The following is a 16976-nucleotide window of genomic DNA, read 5'->3' as shown; positions in this document are numbered from 1 at the left end:
AAGTCAGAGGAGAAAACATGAGCGATCCAAATCAGGAGTTTCATGCCCCACCACCGCCGCCAATCCAAACTGAGCCGGAGCGGCAGCGGCCCACCTGGTTGATGTGGGCGGGCGTCGGTGTATTCGTAGTCGGCATAATCATCATCGGGCTGAACATCGCGGGCGTGCTGACGTCAGCGATTGGCACCGGCGCGACGGTTTGTGTGTTGGGCATCATGTTCTTCGGGTTCAGCTTCATGCGATTGCCGGCCGTGCCGGACGCACCGCCTAAAATGTCCACCGCGGCAACGCTCGCCGGAATCTTTTTTGAACCCACGCGCGTCTTCCGGAATCTCCGCGCGCACCCGCGTTGGCTGGCCGCGATTCTGATTGTGGGAATTGTCAGTGCGGTGTACACGACTGCGTTCTACCGGCGCCTCGGTCCGGAACGCATTGTGAATTTCACTTTTGACGCGCTCGAGCAAAGCCCTTTGAAACCGCCGCCCGAGGCGCTTGCCGAATCCAGACGCACGGAACTGGAAAAAGCAAATTCAACGTCGGCCCAGGTGACAAATGGAATCAGCACCATCGCTAACGGGTTTTTTGGCGTCGCACTTGTAGCGGCGCTGGCCCTTCTGGGCGTGCTCGCGTTTGGCGGTCGCATGCACTACTGGCAGGCGTTTTCGGTCGTCGCATACCTCAGTCTTCCCGTGACCGTGATACAGAAGTTAATTAGTTTCCTCGTGCTTTACCTGAAGGCGCCGGAAGACATCCATCCGTTGCTGGGCCAGGAGTCGTTGGTGTATGACCACCTGGCGCTGCTGGTTTCGTCGAAAGACCATCCGATTCTGTACACGTTCCTGGCGACCTTCGGCATCCTTGCGTTGTATCGAATTTGGCTGATGGCGACGGGACTGCGCGAGGGTGGCTACAAAGTCAGCTCGACCGCGGCATGGGGAGTGACCATCACGCTGACAGTTCTATTCCTGGTGCTCAGGCTGGCGATGGCCGCAATCTTCCCGAGCTTCCTGGGCTAAGGGCCAGCGGTGGCACAGACTTCAGTTTGATCGGGCTGATCACAGACTGAAGTCTGTGCCACGTTATTCGTATCTTAGCGATTCGATTGGATCGAGCCGCGCGGCCTTCCACGCCGGCCACAGCCCGAAGATCACGCCTATGCCGACGCTCGCGGCGAAACCCGCAATCGGCGCCCACAGCGGAACGTAGGACGGCATGATCAATCGCACCACCAGCGTCAGCAGCCAGCCGACTAACAATCCCAGCAGTCCACCGAATCCAGTCAGTGTCGCTGCTTCGATCAGGAACTGAACCATGATGTCTTTGCGGCGCGCGCCAATCGCCTTGCGCACTCCGATTTCGCGGGTGCGCTCGGTGACCGACACCAGCATGATGTTCATCACGCCGATGCCTCCTACCATTAAGCCCACTGACGAAATCACCACCATCGCGACGGCGACGCCGCCGGTAATCGAACGAAACGTCGAGATGAGTGACTCAGTCGTCTCAATTCCGAAGTTGTCCCGGGCCCCGAACGGCACCTGGCGCCGCACGCGTAACGTATCGACAACCTGATCCATCGCCTGCCGCATCATGCCGGGTTTTGCCACGGCGAGAATGTAGATGTCGTCCTCGTTCGGTTTCACTTTGCGCGCGACGTTATACGGCAGGTAGATGACATTATTCTGATCGTCACTGCCGCCGCTGAACAAAAACTGCTCGCGCTTTTGCAGCACGCCCACCACGCGAAACTCTTCCTCGTCGATCTTGATGTGTTCTTCGACGGGCGAGCGGAACCGGAAAAAGTCGTCGGCCACTTTTGAGCCGATCACGCACACCTTCTGATTCGCGTCGTTCTCGTATTGTGAAAAGAACCGACCTTCCGAAATGACTTGCGTGCCGGCTTTTTCAAAGTCCGGCAGCGTGCCCTGAAGAGCTACCGACGCCGAGGTTTTGCCTCCGCCGCTGACATTAATCTTCCGGCCAAAAAAGTTGCTGGTGATGTCGAGAAAGGGGACTGAGACTTCAACGGTGGGCAGTTGTGACAAGGCGATCGCGTCGTCATAGGTCAGTTCTTTGCGCATGCGCTCTTCGCGCGAGCGGCGGCCGACATGAATGCCGGGATCGAACTTGCTGATGTACATCGAGCGGGTGCCGAACGATTCGACTTCTTTCGTCACCGCTGTGTCGACGCCCGCGATGATCGAGGCGATCAGCATTACCGTGATCACGCCGATGATGACGCCAAAGACCGTTAGGAACGACCGCAGCTTGTTGGCGCGCAAAGTGCCCAGCGCCATCCAAAGGTTCTCGAGAATGTCAGAACGGATTAGCTTCATCTCTAGCTGCCTTCTCGTTCCTCGCCCAAATTAATTCTCTCCAACACGCCGGGTTGTTGGCCTTCAAACTGTTGATACTTCGCCAAATCCTTTTCATTGAATTCAACGGTCAATTGCAGGGTCCGGCAATGAATACAAGCATAAGAGACAACTCCACGACTGCCCATTCCAAACATTGATTTCAGGGTGGACACGTCAGCCGGTTGAAACGCGAGCCGTCCTCCGGACGTGGTATCCACCAGCGAGCCTTCTACGAGAGCCGTACTTCCACATGCCACACACTTCATCCTCGTTTCCCCACTGTTAACAAATTAAGTGTCCGCACGGAGCGCTTCAATCGGATCCAGCCGCGCAGCCTTCCACGCGGGAAACAGTCCCGAGACCGCGCCGGCGCCACCCGAGACCGCGAGGGCTCCGAGAATCGCGGCCAGTGAAAGATAGGTCGGAAAAATAGCCGCGGTCACTAGTTTGCCGATCACCCACGCCAAAAAGATTCCCACGGCGCCGCCCATCGTCGCGAGCGTCACCGCTTCAAATAAGAACTGTTTGAGAATATCCGCCTTGCGCGCGCCGAGCGCCTTACGGATGCCAATTTCCTTGGTGCGTTCGGTGACCGACACCAGCATGATGTTCATGATCACAATCGCACCAACGATCAGCGCAATGCCGGGAACCAACATCGCCACGATAAAGATGGTGCCGAAGATGCGGTCGCGCAGGCCGGTAATCGCGTCGGGTGTGACGATGCCAAAGTTATCTTTCTCTTTCGGCTGCAGGTGCCGGCGCGCACGCATGAGAAAGCGTGCTTCCTCAACCGCATCACTAAAAATTTCATCAGACCGCGCAGTCGCGGTGAAATACAACGAGCGCTGCCGCACCAGGGGCCCGAAGTCCAGCTGATACGCTTTCAAGGGAATGACGATGAAGCCGTCCTGCGGAATGCCGAAGACCGTGCCCTTCACAGCTTCAACGCCCACGACCCGATAAGGCAGGCCGCGAATTTGAATCTCGCCGCCGATCGGGTTGCCGGCCGGGAAGAGCTTGTTGGCGATGTCCGCTCCGATGTAAGCGACGCGCGCGCCACCTTCAGCTTCGGCGTCTGCAAAGAAGCGGCCAAACTCGATGTTGCGATTGTCGATGTCAGCGGTATTGGCAGTGGCGCCACTGACAAAGGTGTCTTCCAGAACCTGATCGCCGCGTTTTACTTCGGCGGGAGTGCCGCGGGCCTTTGCGCCGATCTTGCCGATGAGCGTCGCTTTCTCTTTCAGGTAATTGTAGTCATCGAGCGTCAGCTCTTTGTTGCGACGTTGCGCGGCGGCGATCGTGTCGGTGTCTTTGAAATCTTCGAACGGATTAAAGCGCTGGACCGAAAACGATTTTGCGCCGATGCCGGCAATCTTCTCGTCGATATAGACGTTAAAACCCTGAATCAGCGAAACGACTGTGACAAACGCCGTCACACCGACAATCATGCCAAGCAAAGTCAGCGCTGAACGCATTTTGTGCGCCCAAATCGCGGCGATCGCGACTTTCAGGATTTCGATGAGCTTCACTTGTTGGTTACTACGTTCAGCGAGGGGAAATGGTTACTTGGGCAAAGAGCGGGGCAGTAGCCCGACCGTCAGGGAGGGCGCTAACGGAGCGACACGCCCTTCCTGACGGCCGGGCTACTGCCCCGCCTCACTCATAGCGAAGCGATTCAATCGGATCCAGCCGCGCTGCTTTCCATGCGGGCCACAGGCCGAACACGATGCCGACGCCGCCCGAGATGCCTATGCCGATCACGATCGCCCACGCGGGCACATACGCCGGCAGCGGCGAGTACCAGTTGGTGAGAATGCTGGCCACTTCGCCAACCAGCAGCCCTAGCAAACCGCCGATGGCCGTCAGCACGACGGCTTCGATCAGGAACTGCGAAAGGATGTTCAGCCGCGTGGCGCCGACGGCCTTCCGCAATCCGATCTCCTTAGTGCGTTCAGTGACTGATACCAGCATGATGTTCATCACGCCGATGCCGCCAATCATCAGCGCCACAAACGAAATCGCCGTCAGCACGAGATACGTTGCGCCAGTGAGCTGGTTATAAACATCCAGCAGCGCGTCTTGCGAGGAGATGCCGAAGTTGCTGGGCTCCCCACGCTTCACGCCGCGGCGCCGGCGCAGGATGTCGGTCATCTCGTCGATAGCGGTCTTAACGTGCGCGCGTGAAACCGGCCGGACAATAATGGCTGAGATGATTTCAGGGAAGTCGAACTCCGGATAGTACTTCCCAAACGTCGTGATCGGAATAAAGACTGAGTTGTCCCGCGATTGGCCGAGGATGCTGCCGAGCGGCTCCATGATGCCCACGACCTTGAATGGGTGGCCGGCAAGTTTTATTTCCTTGTCGAGCGGATCTTCGTACTCGAAAAGTGCCTTTACGACATCGATGCCCAGCACGCAGACATTCTCGCGCCGGTCAACGTCGAGTTCAGAGATGAAACGGCCGCGATCGACGTAACTTGAAACGGTGTATTCGTGATAAGGCGTGGCGCCGATCAGGATCGGAGTGTCGCTCTGATTACCACGGTACTGAACGGTCTCTGCGACTTTGCGATAAAACGGCGCCACGCCCGCGACTGAGGTTGCTTCGTTGCGAATGGTGTCCGCATCTTCAATCGTCAACTCTTTGCGATGGATTTCTTCCTGCGTTGGTTGATGCCCAATGCTCGGGTCGAACTTCGTCGCCCAGATAGTGTTGGAACCGAGCGACTCGATTTGATCGGCGAATGCTTTGTTCAACCCCTGAATGATTCCCACCATGAACACGACCGTCACGACGCCCACGCTGACGCCGAGAATCGTCAGCGCCGAGCGCAGCTTGTTAGCGCGCACCGTCTCAAGGGCCATCCAGGCCGATTCTTTTACGTCGGCGATGTTCATCTTTATTCAGCGCGAAGCGCTTCAATCGGATCGAGTCGCGACGCCCGCCATGCCGGCCACAGGCCGCTGACCACGCCCACAATTGACGAGACGCTGACGCCCAGCACGGCCGACCAGATGCTGATCAAAAGCGGAAACCCGATCAGCAGGGCAATCAACCAGGCCGCGCCGAATCCCGTCAGCACGCCCATCGTCCCGCCGATCGCCGTTACAGTCACAGCCTCGATTAGAAACTGCGTCAGGATGTCTTTTCGGCGCGCGCCCACCGCTTTGCGAATGCCGATTTCTTTCGTGCGCTCGGTAACGGAGACCAGCATGATATTCATGACGACGATGCCGCCGACCACGAGCGAAATCGCCGATACGCCAATCGTCACGAGATAAATATTCGAAGTGGCTTTCGAATAAAGATCCAGAAAGACATCCTGGGTTTCGAGCGCGAAACCATCGTCCTCATCCTTGAAACTCTTGCCGCGGCGATTACGCATAATGGCGCGGACTTGATCTTCGGCTGCTTCCAGTTGCGCCGGTGATTCGGTTTGCACAAAGACAACCAGCGAACCCTGCGGCGCGTATGCGGCGCCGCTGAAATCAACCCCGAAGCGCTTCTTGTATGTCGCGAACGGAATGTAGACGCGCGTGTCGCGCGAGATGCCAAAGATCTTTCCCAGCGGCTGGAGCACCCCGATGATTATGTAACGATGGCCGCCAACCCAGATGTCCTGGCCGAGTACGCGATCGGCGGATTCGTTTGGAAATAGATTCGTCACCACGTCTGAGCCGACGACGCAGGTGTCGCCGCCCGCGGCGCCTTCACCTTCGGTCCAAAATCGGCCGGCATCGATCGATACGCCGTCGATGTCAAACATCGCCACCGGCTCGATCCCGCGAACCTGCATGGATTCAAAAGTTTCGTTGCCACGCTTGGCGGGTTTAATCGAATTCACCGCGACGCCCGTGCGCCAGCACGCCGTGCAGAGCCGCGCGATCGCATTCGCATCATCCGGGGTGACCGGTTTGCGCTTGTTGTATCTGACGAACTCTTCGCGCGAGGTAATGACCTGGGGACGTTTGGAGATGGTGAAGACGGTCGAGCCCTGTGAATTGAATGTCTGCGAGACAGTCTGATCGAGACCTTTGATGATCGTGACGACCGAGATGACAGCGGTGACGCCGACAATGATGCCGACGAGGGTCAATGCGGTGCGTAACTTGTTCTGACGAAGACTGGCAGCGGCAACCAGGAAAGCTTCCCAGAGGGCGGCGACGCGGAAAATGGGAAACGAACGGACTCGAGCGGGGACAGACAGTGACTTACCAAATACCGTTGCAGCGCGTTCGGGGGATTGTTCGCTGCGGTCGGGCATGGCAGCGATCCTACCTAACTTGCTCGTCTTTTTCGATTAGGCCGTCGCGAACCGAGATGATGCGATGCGCGCGCGCGGCGATGTCATGTTCGTGCGTGACGAGGATGATGGTATTGCCGTCTTCGTGAAGCTTCTCGAAGAGGTTCATGATTTCGTAGCTCGTCTTCGTATCCAACGCGCCGGTCGGCTCGTCAGCGAGCAGGATAGACGGGTGATTCACAAGCGCACGAGCGATGGCGACACGCTGACGCTGTCCCCCTGACAGTTCATTCGGGCGGTGCATCATGCGGTCGGTGAGATCGACGGCGCCCAGCGCGTGCGTCGCCATCTCTTTTCGCTTGGCGCCGGGAATGCCGCCGTAAATCAAAGGCAGCTCGACGTTGTGCAAAGCCGTGGCCCGCGCCAGCAGGTTAAAAGTTTGAAAGACGAAGCCGACTTCCTGATTGCGAATCCGCGCCAGTTCGTCATCATCCATCTCAGAGACGTTCTTCCCGTTCAACCAGTACTCGCCCTGTGATGGCGTGTCGAGACATCCGATCAGGTTCATCAGGGTGGACTTGCCTGAACCTGACGGGCCCGTAATGGCGAGGTACTCGCCCCGGTTAACATCGAAGGACACGCCATGCAGCGCGTGCACCTTCTCTGCGCCCATGTCGTAGGTCTTCCAGATGTTACGCATCGCGATCAGCGATGTGCTTTTGCCGACCTCGGAGGGCGGTTCAGGCTGCGCCGAGATGGTTGCTGAAGGCACTCCTGCGATGGTCGCTGCTTCACTCATTGAATCTCTCAACTAAGTTCAAAAGAGACGCCCTGTAGCGGCGAAATATTTATGGAGTGTCAGGCTCTATAAAAATTCCGCGCCTACGGCGCTTAAGCGCTAGCCGCCGTTCGCGTTCGCGCCCGGTGTGCGTGTCTGTCGCTTCACCACGGTTCCGTCTTTCAGAGTTTTCAGAATACGGCTGGGGCCCGTGACGACCTCTGTCCCTGATGCCAACCCGCCGGTGATCTCAATGTCAGATTCGCCGGTGATGCCGGTGGTCACTTCCACGAACTTCACCTTGTTCGACTTGTCGATGGTGTAAACGCCTTTCAGTTCCTTCGGCTTTTCACCCGCCGCCGGTGGCGCGCTGCTCGCGATAGTCGGTCCCGGGGCAGGCGTTGGCGGCGCCTTTTCGACGATTGCCTGCAGCGGGACTGCGACCACGTTCTGCTTCGTCTTGGTGGTGACGGTGGCCGTGGCGCTCATGCCCGGACGCAGCTTGTTACGTTCTTCATCCGGAAGATCGCGAATCTCGAGCGTGACTTTGAACTCCTTCGCTTCCTGCACGTTCACGCGATTCGAAAGGCCGCCCTGCGTATCGGACTTCGCGATTGCCAGCGGGTTCTTTTGCGTGACGATGCCTTTCATTTCCTTTTCGCCCAGCGCGTCAACCTTCACCTTGGCTTCCTGACCGACTTCCACGTTCGCAATTTCGGTTTCGTCGACGTTGACCTCAACGTTGATGGTGGACATATCGGCAATCGTCATTAGCGGCGTCGAAGAAAGTTGTGACACCGCGAATTCACCGACGCGCGTCGGAATGTCAGCCACCACTCCGGTCAACGGCGAAAACTGAGTCGCCTTTTCGCGTTGGCTGGATGAGCCACGGAGAATTGCCTGCTGCTGGTTCGCGCGCATCTCGCTGGATTTCACGCCCGTCTGAGCTTCTCTTACGGCTACCTTCTGCGAATTAGCACGCTCCTGAGCTTCTCGGACGGCAATGTTCGCGGCTTCAACTTTCGCCTTTGCCTGATCGTAACGATCGCGCGCGGCGTCGTACTCAGCGCGCGACATTACATTTTGTTCGACCAGGTTCGTGGCGCGCTTCAGCTCGCGTTCCGCGGCCCGGAGGTCGATGAGAGATGTCGAGGCGCTCTGTCTGGCCTGCGAGACACCCGCTTCCGCCACCACCAGTCCCTGCTGCGCGGCACTGACTGCCTGACGTGCATTTTGTACATCGTTGAGTGACGCCTGTGTCGCTGCCCATTGAGCTTCCTGGCTGGCCTGAAGCTGCGTCGGATCGACGCGCACCAGCGCCTGACCCTTCGTCACCTGGTCGCCCGGATTCACATAAATTTCGAGGATGCGGCCCGGCACTTCACTGGTGAGCTTGATATAGCGTATCGGACGCACTTCGCCTGACGCCGTCACCGTCGAGCGCAGTTCCGGTCGCACGTTGACGTTAACGGTGGTGACTTCGGGTTGTTCCGTGCGGGTCGCGAGTACGCTGATAATGACGACTAAGCCGAGCACCGCAACGGCAGACACCGCGATGATGATTTTTTTCTTTCTACTGAGGGCCATTTGTGTAATTCCTTAAATAAATCAGTCGGTAGTTACTTGGACGCCGGGCGGTTGAGCACAGTTCCGCGTTAGAGTTGTTTCTACGACGAAATCCAGCGGCTGGTTTCAGGAATTCGCGAGAAGTGGGGATTATAACCGATGTTAATGCGAAGCGCGCGCGTGACGTTTCTCTTTGACGGTGAAAATCTCTGAGACGGTGAAAAGCGTAAATTCCGGCAGCAACGCGTTGGCCGTGCCAACTGTTTCGCGATAAGATATTCTCGCGCGGGCTTTGGTTGTTCCCCAACTCAAGCCGCGCGTGTTTTTGCCATGATCACCTGCGAAAGATGCGGTACACAGAACCTGCCGGGGTCGCGATATTGCGATGAATGCGGGGCTGCGCTTTGGCTGGCCGGCCGTGCCGCCGATCGTGCAAATCCGCAGGCCAACGGCAACGAAGGTAGCCGCAACAAGGAAGTTTCCCTGACCGTCGCGCGCCCCGCAAATCCGCCGGGCTCCGGCATGGTTCCGCAGCACAGAGCGGGGGCGGTCGCCATTACCGGCCGGAACGCGACCCTCACGATCGAGCGCGGCAAGTCCGCCGGCAAACAATTTCCGATTGGTCCTGAAGGCTCTGACATCGGCCGTTGGGACGCCGACGGCGGCGTATTTCCCGACGTTGATTTGGACACAGATGATCCCGAAGCAAAAGTGTCACGCCGGCACGCGCGGATTTCCTGCGAGAACGGCCAGTACGTCATTGAGGATCTCGGATCTACCAATGGCACGTTTGTGAATCGGGGGCGCCGGCTCAAACCGAGTGAACGCCACCCGGTGAATGATGGCGACGAAATCATCGTGGGCAAGACGTTTCTCAGGTTTCATCTTGCCAAATGATTATCGTACGCACGCCTCTGGCGTGCATCACCACTGAAGTACGCGAGACGCGTGCGTATCGATTTTTCAGCTCGGAATGTTGAGTTAATGATTCGCAGTTCTTGAGTTCAACAATGCCTGCTTGTAAGGAATGCAGAGCGGATGTAGCGCTCGACGAGAACTTTTGCGGCAGTTGCGGCGCGCCGGTAAAGACCGAGGAGCCGCTGGCTGAGAGCGCGCTCCAGTCCGATCTGGCCAAGAGCATCGGTGTGGGCGGCTCGACCATAGTTCCGGCGGCGGAGGAATCCGACGCGGGCACCGGAGAAGTTGCCGAACCTGAGATCGGCGCCACTTCCCGCGGCTCCGAAGGTTCGTCTCGCAGATCAAAACCAAAGGCACTCGAAGGCGGGAAAGTCCTCAATCATCGTTACGAGATCGTGCGGCGCATCGGCGGTGGCGGCATGGGGGCGGTTTACCTCGCCAAAGATCGCAATCTTGGCGACGCGCCACGCGCGGTCAAAGAGATGATCGAGTCCCACATCGACGAGACCCAACACGAAAAAGCGATCGCCGACTTTAAGCGCGAGTCATTGCTGCTGACGGAACTCGAACATCCGTCGATTCCGACTGTTTACGATTACTTCTACGACGATAATTCTGAGCGATTTTATCTCGTGATGAAGTTTATCCCCGGCGCCGACCTGGCTTCACGTCTGCGCGCCACGCCGCAAGGCCGCATCGACGAACCAACCGTCACCGAATGGGGAATTCAAGTCGCTGACGTATTGCATTATCTGCACACGCGGCCGCAGTCAATCATCTATCGCGATCTCAAGCCGGCGAACTTGATGATCGACAGCAACAACCATCGCATCATGCTGATCGATTTCGGTATTGCGCGCTGGGTCAACAAGAAAGAGAAGGGCGTCACGGCGGTGGGCACGATGGGTTACGCGCCGCCGGAGCTATTCAGCGGCCGAGCCGATCCGCGTGTCGATATCTACAGTCTGGGCGCGACCATGTTTCACCTGCTGACTGGCGCCGACCCACAGGACAATCCGCTGCTGATCTTCGATTTCACGAAGAACCCGCGGCCGCGGCAAATTAATCCGGCGCTCTCAAGCGAGATCGAGCGCATCCTGCTGCGCACCGTTGAATACAAGCCGGAGCACCGCTATCAGTCTGGCGCGGAACTGCGCGATTCGTTGGCGCATCACCTGGAGAAGTTGCGATCAGGCCAGGTCAGCTATGGCGCGCCCGCGTATCAGTTGGGCGGCGAGACGATGGCCGTCTCGAGCGTGTTTTGCGGCTTCTGCGGTGGGCGGATTGCGGCCGATGACGTGTTCTGCGCGCACTGCGGATCAAAGCAGCCGCTCGCGGGTACCGATTCAGCCTCGCTGTCCGCGCGCACGACCGCGAAACTGGTGGTCGCCGGCACGACAGAACTGGACGCCTCGTTTCTTATTCAGAAGGACACCAATCTGGTCGGCCGCACCGATCCGCTCTCGAACATCTTTCCGGAAATCGACTTGTCGCGATTCGATCCGAACACAAAAGTTTCGCGTCGCCACGCGCGCATCTGGAGGGAAGGCGGCGCTTTCATGGTCGAAGACCTCGGTTCGGTCAACGGCACCGTCATCAATGATATTATCCACCTTGAACCGCGCCAGCCGCGCGCGCTCGACAGCGGCGATCGCCTCCGCGTGGGCGAGACCACTTTGCACTTCCTGGTCGGATGACGGCGGACTTCTGACATTTCGCAGACACAATGCAAGCGACAGTGCCGGCTAAAATCGAATCGGGGAAAGCCTCGCGCCCGACGTCGAAGCGTCTGGAGCGCATCCAGGTGCGCTATCGCGCGCCCTTCGCGCTGCGTTGCGGCGCGATTCTGATCGACTACATCATGCTGATGCTGATCATGACTTTCAGCACGATGGTGGCGCGCATGATGGGCGGCGGCGCGCGTTTGGCGGGAGGCACGGCGGAAAAGGTCGGGATCTTCTTCACGCTGGTGGCGGCTGTGTTAGATTTGGGCGTTCTCGCGGGACTGACCGGAAAGACTCTGGGCAAGTGGACGACGGGTCTGCGGATGGAGAGCACCGACGGCAGCGTGCCCGGCATAGGCTGGGCGCTGTTGCGTCACTTCGTGGGTTATCCGGTTTCTTTTTTCCTGCTCGGAATCGGGTTTTTAATGGCGATCGTAAATCCCACCGGGCGCACGCTGCATGATCTGATCGCGCGCACGGTGGTGATTCGCGAGTACGGGTCGTCGCCGGCTCCGACGCGACGCCCGCGTCCGCCGGAATAACGCAGATTCTTTTCCCTCTCACTTTGGGAGAGGGTTAGGTGAGGGAGCGAAGCTTTAGCGGACACAAGGTTTTTTTTCTTCTTCGCAGGCTGTGCCTCGCGAAGGAAACAGTACGGCAATCGCTGGTCGCGCTGTAAACCCTCACCCCGGCCCTCTCCGAAGTGAGAGGGAGGGCAAGCTTGATTCTTAAGACTTCATGGCTGAGTTAGTTGTCAGATATCCCGATCGGACGGCGGAGCATTTTCCGCTGAACCGTCTGCGCATCACGATCGGCCGCTCGGCGCGCAACGATCTGTGCATCCCCGATCCGTTCGCGTCGCGTGTCCACGCCGAAGTGCGCAACGAAGGCGACGAGTACTACCTTCAGGATTTGGGTTCAGCGAACGGCACGCTCTACAACGGTTCGATTGTCGACGCTGCCATTCCTCTGACGCGCGGCGGCCGCATTCAGATCGGCGAGACCGAAATCGTCTTTAACGACGGCCCGTATCCGCTCAGCAGCGGCTCGACCATGATCACCGAGCAGAGCACGTCCGTGCCCGAAGCCACCATTGCGCTGTCGTCCGCGGATCGAACCACCTCAGGTCTGTTTCAACAAATCGAAGGCGCGCTGTCGCGTTCTCACGATTCCGCCGCGCAAGAGAAGATCGAACAGAAAACTGACCTGCTCGCATTGATCAGCAAAGTGGGCGTCGCGTTGCTCGCCTCTGTGACGTTGAACGAAACGCTCGAGCAGATCGTGACGCTCGTCTTCGAATCCGTGCCTGGCGATCGTTGCATGATCATGATGCGCGATAAGGACAATCCGGAGTTGAAGGTTGCCGTGGCGCGTCTGCGTGATCGCCACGGCGACGTCGGCGAAATTCGCATCAGCCGTTCAGTCATCGATGAAGTCGTCAACAACGGTAAATCCGTCCTTACTTCGGACGCGCAGTCGGATCCGCGCTTCATGGGCGGCACAGTCGTCCTGCAAGGCGTGCGCTCGGTGCTCGCCGTGCCGTTGGGTGTCGGTGAGAACGTCTTCGGAATCATCTATGCGGACTCGCCGATTGCCGAAGGCCGCTTCACGGAAGATCACCTGAAGGTTTTGACGACGCTGGCATCGGTCGCCGCGATTCGGGTTGAGAATGCGCGCCTCACTGAAGAGCAGTTCGAACGCGAACGACTCGAGCGCGAACTGCAAGTTGCCAGCGAGATTCAGCAGCGTTTTCAGCCGGCCTCCGCGCCGCAAGTGCCCGGGTACGAACTGCAAGGCATCAGCTTTCCGTGTTACGAAATTGGCGGCGACTACTACGACTTCATTCACAAGGGCAATGGCAATTTAGTAGTGGCGCTCGGCGATGTATCGGGCAAAGGCACGGCCGCGGCTCTCCTGATGTCGTCTTTGCATGCGGCGGTGCACGCGCAGTTCGACACGCACAACTCGCTGGCCGAAACGATCTCGTCAATCAATCGCTATCTGGTCGAGAGTATTCCCGCCAATCGCTTTGTCACCCTGTTCTATGCCGATTTGAATCCGAAAACAGGCGAGCTGGCTTTTCTGAACGCGGGCCACAATCCGCCGCTTATCGTTCACGCCAGCGGCACAATGGAGCAATTGGCTGCCGGCGGGTTGCCGCTGGGAATCATGGCGGACGCGGATTTCCGCGAAGGTCGCACGACTTTGAACGCCGGCGATGTGCTGGTCATTTATTCGGATGGAGTCTCTGAAGCGGTCAGCCCCACGGGAGAAGAATTCGGACCGACGCGTTTGTACGAAGCCGTCGCGCGCAATCTGGACGCTTCCGCGGCGGGCATTCGCGATCGAATCGAATCGGCGCTCACCAAGTTTGCCAAAGGCACTCCGGCCGGTGACGACATCACAATGGTGATTGTGAAACGGTTGGCTGAAGGATCAGCTGTAGCGGCCGGCGTGGCAGAATAATCGAAACCTGTTAGTAGACCGCACGTTGATGCTCGTCTAATTTCGTCGCCAGACTAAACCGCGGTTCTCCTTCAACTCGTCCCTCAATTCTCGCCGCCACATACTCGCCCACGAACGGCCCGTGCTTGAAACCGTGACCTGAACCGCCGCCCACCAGCCACACATTCTCAAACTCCGGATGGCGATCGATTAGGAAGTCGCCGTTCGAAGTGTTTTCGTATTGGCAGACGCGCGTCTCGTTCACTGGCGCGTTCTGAAGTTCCGGAACTCTGCGGGCAAGATACCGGCGCACTTCGGCGAGACTCTCACTGCTGACGACGCGGTCTCTCGTATCTGGATCAAATGCTTCGCCGTGGCGATCTATCGCCACTTTGACTCCGCGGCCCTCAATATCCGGCAAGCCATAAGCTTCAGTTTTGAAATCAATCCACACCGGCAAAGCCGGCGATTGAAAACGCATTCCGGGCGCGCCGAGGTAGAAAACATCCTGGCGGGTCGGATGAATTCTTCCGGCGAGCACCTCAGGAAAAACTTTCGGCAGCCATGCGCCGCACGCGAACACATAAACGGCGGCCGAGATACGCTCGCCGCTCGTGGTGACGACTTCGTCGAAGCGGCGCACATTGGCCGGCTCGACGGAGTCCTGGAGATATTCAACGCCGGACTTCAACGCCTCGCGTACGACCGCCTGCACCGCCCGTCGCGCGAGCAACACGCCGCTCTCCGGTTCGAGGAAAGCGCCGCCGATTCCTTCATAGCCAAACTGCGGATATCGGGTTGAGACTTCCGGCAGCGTCAACTTTTCGACCGGGAAGCGGAGTTTTGTAAGAGTCTCGAAGGTGCTGACCGGGTAAGGGTCACCCTCGTGCGCCAGCCAAAGAACGCCAGTCTCGCGAAAGAGGTTGTCACCAGTTTGGGCGAAGAACTCCTTCCATAATTGCAGTGAGCGCCAGGCTGACCGCGAGTAAATCTCATCGGCGCCGTAACCCATGCGGATGATGCGCGACTCATCGCCCGAACTTGACCGGCTGTTTCCGGCGCCGTAACCGTCGATCAACGTAACGCTTTTGCCCGCTTGGCGAAGCTGATAAGCCGTCCAGGCGCCGAAGACTCCGGCGCCCACAACAACGACATCGCAGGTCTTTGGCGCTCCCATTGACGTCATTATCGATTTGCGCGCGAGGAAAAGTAAATGAAATCAGCCAGACCCCCTCTCCGCAAGTTGAGAGCGGGAAGGGAGAGGTTGGCTGCGCCTTAACCCCACCCCAACCCCTCCCCACACGTGGGGAGGGGCGAAGCGCTCGCCAGCCGAACCTTGACTCTGATGGCGCTGCTCATTACGCTTGGGTGACTCGTTCATTTCCTGCCTTTATGAATTCAGGCTCTGCTGCTAAGACAATTTCATGATCAAAAACGAACTTATTAATTCAATTAAGAACCACCGCGCCCGCGTGGGTGTGATTGGTCTGGGTTACGTCGGTTTGCCGCTGGTGACGGAATTCGCGCGCAGCGGCTTCAACGGAACAGGCTTCGAAGTAGATGAAGAGAAAGCCGCGAAGATAAACGGCGGCGAATCTTACATCGGCGATGTGGAATCGTCTCAGGTCAAAGAGCTAATCGACAACGGGAAGCTGCATGCCACGACGAATTTCGACGAGTTGAAGGATTGCGACGCGATCATCATCTGCGTGCCCACGCCGCTACGGAAAACCAAAGAGCCGGATGTGTCGTACATCCTCGCCGCCGCTGAAGAGATCCAGAAGCGGCTGCGTCGTGGCCAACTAATTATTCTCGAGTCAACCACGTACCCCGGCACCACCGATGAAGTTTTGTTGCCGATGCTGGAAGGCACGGGACTGAAACTCGACGAAGACTTTCTGCTCGCGTTCTCGCCTGAGCGCGTCGATCCAGGCAATCCCGAATTCAAGACGCACAACATTCCGAAAGTAGTCGGCGGCGTAACCGATGATTCGACTGAAGCGGCCGCGATGCTGTACGGGCAGATCGTCGACGACGTGCACGCCGTCAGCTCGGCGCGGGTGGCGGAAGCCGCCAAGCTTCTGGAAAACACCTTTCGCGCGGTGAACATCGGCATGGCGAACGAAATGGCGCGGCTGTGTTACGCGCTCGGCATCGACACTTGGGAAGTTATTCGCGCTGCCGCCACCAAGCCTTTCGGATTCATGCCGTTTTATCCCGGTCCCGGAATCGGCGGCCACTGCATTCCGCTCGACCCGCATTACCTTTCATGGAAAGCGCGGCAACACGGTTTTGACTCGCGTTTCATCGGCCTGGCCGAGGAAGTGAATTCGCGCATGCCCGAGCACGTGGTGCAGCTCGTGTCGGACGGCTTAAACGACGCACGCAAGGCGATGAACGGGTCGCGCATTTTGCTGCTCGGAGTGGCGTATAAAAAAGACATCGACGACGTGCGCGAGAGTCCGGCGCTTTCCATCATTGATCGGCTGCGGCTAAAAGGCTGCGACGTTCGTTACCACGATCCCTTCGTGGCCGAAATCCGGTTCGACGATGCGCACACGGAAAGCGGCGGCGAGCCCTTGTCGTCTGTGGGGTTGAACGACCGGGAAATTAGCGAGGCTGATTGCGTGGTCATCGTCACCGACCACAGCGGCATAAACTACGCGCGCGTGATCGAGCTGGCGCCGCTCGTCGTCGATACGCGCAACGCGTTGAACGGGGATTTGCGGCGCGGAAGTAAGGCGCGGATTGTTAGGTTGTAAGCTCACGCAGTCAGAATCCGATATGTCGGATAGCGGGCGGTTGGTAATGAAGTCGGTACCATCTGCGTGAGTGGATGGGTCAAGGGACTCAAGCTTTATGTTGACCGCTTAACCCACCCGCTAACGCAGGTGGTTCTGACCTCATATCGCTACCGCAGGTGGTTCTGACCTGTTAACCT

Annotated in this window: 14 protein-coding genes; 6 read left to right on the top strand and 8 right to left on the bottom strand. The window is 58.2% G+C overall.

What is annotated here, in order from left to right:
• Window positions 1-17 precede the first annotated feature (17 nt).
• Window positions 18-1016: a YIP1 family protein gene (locus VFX97_13455; protein ID HEX5704204.1), complete on the top strand. Its 999-nt coding sequence runs from the start codon at window positions 18-20 to the stop codon at window positions 1014-1016.
• Window positions 1017-1079: 63 nt separating this feature from the next.
• Here the strand turns inward: VFX97_13455 and VFX97_13450 are convergent, their stop codons facing one another.
• The 7 genes from VFX97_13450 to VFX97_13420 form a co-directional block, all read right to left on the bottom strand.
• Entirely contained in the window at window positions 1080-2336 is a 1257-nt protein-coding gene (locus VFX97_13450; GenBank protein ID HEX5704203.1) for an ABC transporter permease, read from the bottom strand.
• Window positions 2337-2338: 2 nt separating this feature from the next.
• On the bottom strand, window positions 2339-2614 hold the full coding sequence (locus tag VFX97_13445; protein ID HEX5704202.1) for a hypothetical protein: 276 nt from the start codon (window positions 2612-2614) through the stop codon (window positions 2339-2341).
• Window positions 2615-2647: 33 nt separating this feature from the next.
• Window positions 2648-3889, bottom strand: coding sequence for an ABC transporter permease (locus VFX97_13440; GenBank protein ID HEX5704201.1), 1242 nt, complete (start codon window positions 3887-3889; stop codon window positions 2648-2650).
• Window positions 3890-4016: 127 nt separating this feature from the next.
• A complete protein-coding gene (locus VFX97_13435) occupies window positions 4017-5258 on the bottom strand; it encodes an ABC transporter permease (protein ID HEX5704200.1) in 1242 nt (413 codons plus the stop codon).
• A gap of 2 nt (window positions 5259-5260) precedes the next feature.
• Window positions 5261-6625 carry an ABC transporter permease gene (locus VFX97_13430; GenBank protein HEX5704199.1) on the bottom strand — a complete coding sequence of 455 codons (1365 nt, stop codon included), beginning with the start codon at window positions 6623-6625 and terminating at the stop codon, window positions 5261-5263.
• A gap of 10 nt (window positions 6626-6635) precedes the next feature.
• On the bottom strand, window positions 6636-7403 hold the full coding sequence (locus VFX97_13425) for an ABC transporter ATP-binding protein (protein HEX5704198.1): 768 nt from the start codon (window positions 7401-7403) through the stop codon (window positions 6636-6638).
• Window positions 7404-7502: 99 nt separating this feature from the next.
• The gene (locus VFX97_13420; protein ID HEX5704197.1) at window positions 7503-8969 is read right to left on the bottom strand and encodes an efflux RND transporter periplasmic adaptor subunit; all 1467 of its coding nucleotides are present in this window, start codon (window positions 8967-8969) and stop codon (window positions 7503-7505) included.
• 309 nt (window positions 8970-9278) lie between these two features.
• On the opposite strand from VFX97_13420, the gene VFX97_13415 reads away from it, so the two are divergent.
• The 4 genes from VFX97_13415 (at window position 9279) to VFX97_13400 (ending at window position 14056) form a co-directional block, all read left to right on the top strand.
• Entirely contained in the window at window positions 9279-9845 is a 567-nt protein-coding gene (locus VFX97_13415; GenBank protein ID HEX5704196.1) for an FHA domain-containing protein, read from the top strand.
• A gap of 113 nt (window positions 9846-9958) precedes the next feature.
• Window positions 9959-11563 carry a protein kinase gene (locus VFX97_13410; protein HEX5704195.1) on the top strand — a complete coding sequence of 535 codons (1605 nt, stop codon included), beginning with the start codon at window positions 9959-9961 and terminating at the stop codon, window positions 11561-11563.
• A 29-nt stretch (window positions 11564-11592) separates the two neighbouring features.
• On the top strand, window positions 11593-12132 hold the full coding sequence (locus tag VFX97_13405) for an RDD family protein (GenBank protein HEX5704194.1): 540 nt from the start codon (window positions 11593-11595) through the stop codon (window positions 12130-12132).
• A gap of 196 nt (window positions 12133-12328) precedes the next feature.
• Window positions 12329-14056 (top strand): SpoIIE family protein phosphatase, encoded by a 1728-nt coding sequence (locus tag VFX97_13400; GenBank protein HEX5704193.1) that lies wholly within the window; start codon window positions 12329-12331, stop codon window positions 14054-14056.
• 10 nt (window positions 14057-14066) lie between these two features.
• Here the strand turns inward: VFX97_13400 and VFX97_13395 are convergent, their stop codons facing one another.
• Window positions 14067-15212, bottom strand: a complete 1146-nt coding sequence (locus tag VFX97_13395; protein HEX5704192.1) for an FAD-dependent oxidoreductase — start codon at window positions 15210-15212, stop codon at window positions 14067-14069.
• A 247-nt stretch (window positions 15213-15459) separates the two neighbouring features.
• On the opposite strand from VFX97_13395, the gene VFX97_13390 reads away from it, so the two are divergent.
• Window positions 15460-16797 (top strand): nucleotide sugar dehydrogenase, encoded by a 1338-nt coding sequence (locus VFX97_13390; GenBank protein ID HEX5704191.1) that lies wholly within the window; start codon window positions 15460-15462, stop codon window positions 16795-16797.
• Window positions 16798-16976 lie beyond the last annotated feature (179 nt).

This window comes from Pyrinomonadaceae bacterium (assembly GCA_036277115.1).
GTDB lineage: Bacteria > Acidobacteriota > Blastocatellia > Pyrinomonadales > Pyrinomonadaceae > UBA11740.
Note: the sequence above shows the minus strand (reverse complement) of the source record. Positions and strands in the feature narration are given on the sequence as shown.

Bases quoted from the DNA above. Each gene is read 5' to 3' on its own strand.
- VFX97_13455 (HEX5704204.1), top strand. From the start codon at position 18: ATGAGCGATCCAAATCAGGAGTTTCATGCCCCACCACCGCCGCCAATC.
- VFX97_13450 (HEX5704203.1), bottom strand. From the start codon at position 2,336: ATGAAGCTAATCCGTTCTGACATTCTCGAGAACCTTTGGATGGCGCTG.
- VFX97_13435 (HEX5704200.1), bottom strand. From the start codon at position 5,258: ATGAACATCGCCGACGTAAAAGAATCGGCCTGGATGGCCCTTGAGACG.
- VFX97_13430 (HEX5704199.1), bottom strand. From the start codon at position 6,625: ATGCCCGACCGCAGCGAACAATCCCCCGAACGCGCTGCAACGGTATTT.
- VFX97_13425 (HEX5704198.1), bottom strand. From the start codon at position 7,403: ATGAGTGAAGCAGCGACCATCGCAGGAGTGCCTTCAGCAACCATCTCG.
- VFX97_13420 (HEX5704197.1), bottom strand. From the start codon at position 8,969: ATGGCCCTCAGTAGAAAGAAAAAAATCATCATCGCGGTGTCTGCCGTT.
- VFX97_13415 (HEX5704196.1), top strand. From the start codon at position 9,279: ATGATCACCTGCGAAAGATGCGGTACACAGAACCTGCCGGGGTCGCGA.
- VFX97_13410 (HEX5704195.1), top strand. From the start codon at position 9,959: ATGCCTGCTTGTAAGGAATGCAGAGCGGATGTAGCGCTCGACGAGAAC.
- VFX97_13405 (HEX5704194.1), top strand. From the start codon at position 11,593: ATGCAAGCGACAGTGCCGGCTAAAATCGAATCGGGGAAAGCCTCGCGC.
- VFX97_13400 (HEX5704193.1), top strand. From the start codon at position 12,329: ATGGCTGAGTTAGTTGTCAGATATCCCGATCGGACGGCGGAGCATTTT.
- VFX97_13395 (HEX5704192.1), bottom strand. From the start codon at position 15,212: ATGGGAGCGCCAAAGACCTGCGATGTCGTTGTTGTGGGCGCCGGAGTC.
- VFX97_13390 (HEX5704191.1), top strand. From the start codon at position 15,460: ATGATCAAAAACGAACTTATTAATTCAATTAAGAACCACCGCGCCCGC.